Here is a 5,721-nt window from a genome sequence, read left to right as displayed (position 1 = left end):
CGTTACTGATTGTGTTGCCTGCAGCATCAATACCAGTCTTGGTCACACTTGGTCCACCAGTGATGGTTAAACCATTCGTATCCAGCTTACTGTCCCCTGCCGTTACACTGTCAATATTCAGATCACGGTTTAAGCCATACTGAATCGTATTGCCGGTCTTGGTCACTTTCAGGTTCGTTTCACCTGCAACCGTACCAATATCAACCGTATCACCAGCTTTTACTGCAGCTGCATTGGTACCATTGCTTTGTAAAGTCCAGCCTTTGTCTAATGCCGTGATCGCATCACCAACGTTATTCACGTTGTTGCCATTCACAGTATAGGTCGGTGAACTTACTGCACCTGTAGTGCTGTCATAACTTGCACCACCACCCAGATTATTAGCTGTACTGTTGCCCAAGGCATCGGTCTTGTTGTTGCTTGACGTACTTAACGCATCAAGCTGGCCTTTGTTTACTGCATCGGTTGCTGCTGTGCCCGCACCGACATTGGTAACTTTCTCACCATTTGCATCCAGTCCGTTCGCTGTCAGCTTCCCTGCAAACACAGGCGCATCGGCAAGTTGAATATCAACGGTATTACCACTAATGACTGTCTTCACATTCGAGTTCGAGCCAGATGCTGTCAGGCCACCTGTGATATTCAGGGTTTCACCCAATTTACGGTCGACACTGCCGCTGTTACCTGCAAAGGTAATCGGTTTAACCAATTCATTGTTCAGGTTAGTTAAGGCATCACCGACATTGTTGGCATTAACTGTTGTACCGTCAGTTTTAGTGGTGACATAAGTTGGTGAACTTACTGCACCTGTAGTGCTGTCATAGCTTGCGCCACCGCCCAGATTATTGGCTGTGCTGTTGCCCAAGGCATCAGTCTTGTTATTGCTTGAGGTACTTAATGCATCAAGCTGGCCTTTGTTTACTGCATCAGTAGCATTGGTGCCTGCTGCTACGTTACTGATGGTGTTGCCTGCAGCATCAATACCAGTCTTGGTCACACTTGGTCCACCAGTGATGGTTAAACCATTCGTATCCAGCTTACTGTCCCCTGCCGTTACACTGTCAATATTCAGATCACGGTTTAAGCCATACTGAATCGTATTGCCGGTCTTGGTCACTTTCAGGTTCGTTTCACCTGCAACCGTACCAATGTCTACCGTATCACCAGCTTTTACTGCACCCGCATTGGTACCATTGCTTTGTAAAGTCCAGCCTTTGTCTAATGCCGTGATCGCATCACCAACGTTATTCACGTTGTTGCCATTCACAGTATAGGTCGGTGAACTTACTGCACCTGTAGTGCTGTCATAACTTGCACCACCACCCAGATTATTAGCTGTACTGTTGCCCAAGGCATCGGTCTTGTTGTTGCTTGACGTACTTAACGCATCAAGCTGGCCTTTGTTTACTGCATCAGTAGCATTGGTGCCCGCACCGACATTCGTAACTTTCTCACCATTGGCATCCAGTCCGTTCGCTGTCAGCTTCCCTGCAAACACAGGTGCATCTGCAAGTTGAATATCAACGGTATTGCCACTGATGACTGTCTTCACATTCGAGTTCGAGCCAGACGCTGTCAGGCCACCTGTGATATTCAGGGTTTCACCCAATTTACGGTCAACACTGCCGCTGTTACCCGCAAAGGTAATCGGTTTAACCACTTCATTGCTCAAGTTAGTTAAGGCATCACCGACATTATTGGCATTAACTGTTGTACCGTCAGTTTTAGTGGTGACATAAGTTGGTGAGCTTACTGCACCTGTAGTGCTATCATAGCTTGCACCACCGCCCAGATTATTGGCTGTGCTGTTGCCCAACGCATCAGTCTTGTTGTTGCTTGAGGTACTTAATGCATCAAGCTGGCCTTTGTTTACTGCATCGGTTGCTGCTGTACCCTCACCGACATTGGTAACTTTCTCACCATTTGCATCCAGTCCGTTCGCTGTCAGCTTCCCTGCAAACACAGGCGCATCGGCAAGTTGAATATCAACGGTATTACCACTAATGACTGTCTTCACATTCGAGTTCGAGCCAGATGCTGTCAGCCCACCTGTGATATTTAAGGTTTCACCTAATTTACGGTCAACACTGCCACTGTTACCTGCAAAGGTAATCGGTTTAATCACTTCATTGTTCAGGTTGGTTAAGGCATCACCGACATTGTCGGCATTAACTGTTGTACCATCAGTTTTAGTGGTGACATAGGTCGGTGAGCTTACTGCACCTGTAGTGCTGTCATAGCTTGCGCCACCACCCAGATTGTTGGCTGTGCTGTTGCCCAAGGCATCAGTCTTGTTGTTGCTTGACGTACTTAACGCATCAAACTGACTAACATTGACAGCATCAGTCGCATTGGTACCTGCCGCAACATTGGTAATCTTCTGATTACCCGCATTAATACCTGCAGTCGTTACACTTGGACCACCTGTAATGGTTAGGCCACTGTTATCAACCTTGGTGTTACCGACCGTTAAGCTACCTGCATTGGTTAATGCAATGTTGTCATTGACATTGTATTTATAGGTATTGGTTGCAGGATCATACACTGCTGTGGTGTTGGTTCCATCTGCAAAGTTAACCGTTTCACCCAACTTCACATTGTCAGGTGTACCACCATTGACACTAAAGTTCAGGCCTTTATCTGCTGTCGCTTGGGCAGCAGCAGCATTGGTCACTGCTGTGTTTGCAGTATTTTGCGCAGTCGTTACATTCTGGTTGGTGGTATTTAACTGACTACCATTCACTGCATCTGTTGATGTAGCAGAAATAGTTCCAGCCGTAACATTGGTAATCTTCTGGTTACCCGCATTAATACCCGCAGTTGTTACACTTGGGCCACCAGTAATGGTTAATCCACTGTTATCAACCTTGGTGTTACCAACCGTTAAACTGCCCGCATTGGTTAATGCAATGTTGTCATTTACATTATATTTATAGGTATTGGTTGCTGGGTCATACGCAGCAGTGGTGTTGGTGCCATCTGCAAAGTTAACCGTTTCACCTAACTTCACGTTGTCTGCCGTACCACCATTGACACTAAAGTTCAGGCCTTTGTCTGCTGTCGCTTGTGCTGCTGCAGCATTAGTGACTGCCGTGTTTGCCGTATTTTGAGCTGCCGCCGCATTCGTCACCGCTGTGTTTGCGGTGTTCTGAGCAGTGGCCACGTTCTGATTCGTGGTATTTAACTGACTACCATTTACTGCATCTGTTGATGTAGATGAAATAGTACCTGCCGCAACGTTAGTAATCTTCTGGTTGCCTGCATTAATACCTGCAGTCGTTACACTTGGACCACCTGTAATGGTTAAACCACTGTTATCAACCTTGCTATTCCCAACTGTTAAGCTACCCGCATTGGTTAATGCAATGTTGTCATTCACATTGTATTTATAGGTATTGGTTGCAGGGTCATATACTGCAGTGGTGTTGGTGCCATTGGCAAAGTTAACCGTTTCACCCAGCTTCACATTGTCAGCCGTACCACCATTGACACTAAAGTTCAGGCCTTTGTCTGCTGTCGCTTGTGCAGCTGCTGCATTAGTCACTGCCGTGTTTGCCGTATTTTGAGCTGCCGCCGCATTCGTCACCGCTGTGTTTGCGGTGTTCTGAGCAGTGGTTACATTCTGGTTTGTGGTATTTAACTGACTACCATTTACTGCATCTGTTGATGTAGATGAAATAGTACCTGCCGCAACGTTAGTAATCTTCTGGTTGCCCGCATTAATACCTGCAGTGGTTACACTTGGACCACCGGTAATGGTTAAGCCATTGTTATCAACCTTGCTATTCCCAACTGTTAAGCTACCCGCATTGGTTAATGCAATGTTGTCATTGACACTGTATTTATAAGTATTGGTTGCTGGGTCATAAACTGCTGTGGTGTTGGTGCCATTGGCAAAGTTAACCGTTTCACCCAGCTTCACATTGTCAGCCGTACCACCATTCACACTAAAGTTCAGGCCTTTGTCTGCTGTTGCTTGTGCTGCTGCCGCATTGGTGACTGCCGTGTTTGCCGTATTTTGAGCTGCTGCCGCATTAGTCACCGCTGTATTTGCGGTGTTCTGAGCAGTGGTTACATTCTGGTTTGTGGTATTTAACTGACTACCATTTACTGCATCTGTTGATGTAGATGAAATAGTACCTGCTGCTAAATTGGTAATTTTCTGATTATTAAGGTTTGCACCGCCATTTAAGTTACTTGCACCAGTAACATTTAATGAACCTCCAGTAGTTAAGTTTCCAGCCGTAACTGTCCCAGAGAAAACAGGTGCATCAGCCATTTGAATATTAACTGTGTTACCAGTCACAGCCGTTTTTAAGTTATTTCCAGAATAGGTTCCAGCAGTTGAACCTCCTCCAGTGATATTAAGTGTTGTACCTAAATTATTTGCTGAACTCCCTGTATTACCAGCAAAAGTAATAGGTTTAACAACTTCATTATTTAAATTAGTTAGCGCACCAGACACGGTATTAACAGGAGTATAAGTCGTTCCATCTGTTTTTGTTATTGTATAACTTGGTGGTGTATATACATCTGTTGCAGGATTATATGCTGCGCCACCACCTAATGCTGTCGTATTACCCACAGCACGATTGTTTACATCCTTTAACTGAGCAACCGTAACCGCATCTGAATCGGCAGCACCATCGGCTACGTTTTGAATACGTCGAGTATTTGTTGCTGAACCCACTGAAACAACACCATTTGTGGTAGATGCTGCAACATTCGTTATATATGAGTTGCCACTTTGTACTGTAGTTGTTGATCCTGCACCCAAAGCAACTGAATTTGTTACATTCGCAGTTGATCTTGGCCCGAGCGCTACACTATTTGCTGCTGAGGTTAAGCTGTTAGTACCTATAGCAACACCATCAACTGCATTTGTGTCTACAGTCGCTGTATTACCAATAGCAGTAGCATTATTTGCACCACTGTTAACTTGAGCATTTTTCCCTATTGCCATTGCTGCTGTTGAACCAACAACTTGGCTCATCGCACCAATTGCGACACTGTAGCTAGAAGCACTATCAACTGCTGTAAAAGATGACCCTGTTGCCAAACCTTCTGCGACAAGATCTGCATCACTGTTATTTTGAAGTGCAATTGATTGCGCACCAGCAGCACTAGCTTGTCCACCAACTACTGTTGAATTTACACCAGTCGCATTTACATAATTTCCTAATGCGGTTGAATCTGCTGCGCTGGCATTTGCTCTTGATCCAACGGCTAATCCATTAGAATCATTTGCAGTCGCTGGAGTACCCGTATTTGCCCCTATGGCAATACCATTACTAATGGTTGGGCTTGTATCAATAATTGAACCATACGAGTTTGTGTAGTCAGCCCACACATGTGAAACGGCTAAACAGGAGATGATAGATAATACAAGTGTCTTAGGTTTAAATTTCTTTTCTCTGGAAACAATCTCATTTTGCGAACCAGTTATTTCGGAAGAGGATGAAACAGAACCAGTTCTCGTTTTGCTTTTAGCTAATTCTGATACAACAGTCCATGTACCAATAGAAGCGTTCCATACCACTTTGTATATCTTATTCATATTCCCACCCGTAAACTTAACGCTTACATTTGTAAAGTTTTGCAATCAAAACAATTAAATTGCTTATTTTTTGTGAAAATATCTTTTTTATTTTGAGAAGTAAATCACATTTTTAAATATCAAAATCAAACAAAGTCACAATAATTAATAAATATTGTTAACTT

Annotated in this window: 1 protein-coding gene; it reads right to left on the bottom strand. The window is 44.3% G+C overall.

Going from position 1 to position 5,721, the window contains the following annotated elements; translation table 11 throughout:
• Positions 1 to 5,557, bottom strand: a 5,557-nt coding sequence (locus tag ACH63V_RS17760) for an ESPR-type extended signal peptide-containing protein (RefSeq protein ID WP_396464282.1), incomplete at its 3' end; no start/stop codon positions are given.
• Positions 5,558 to 5,721: the final 164 nt, after the last annotated feature.

The organism is Acinetobacter sp. ABJ-A23_2 (assembly GCF_044538765.1).
GTDB lineage: Bacteria > Pseudomonadota > Gammaproteobacteria > Pseudomonadales > Moraxellaceae > Acinetobacter > Acinetobacter nosocomialis_A.
Note: the sequence above shows the minus strand (reverse complement) of the source record. Positions and strands in the feature narration are given on the sequence as shown.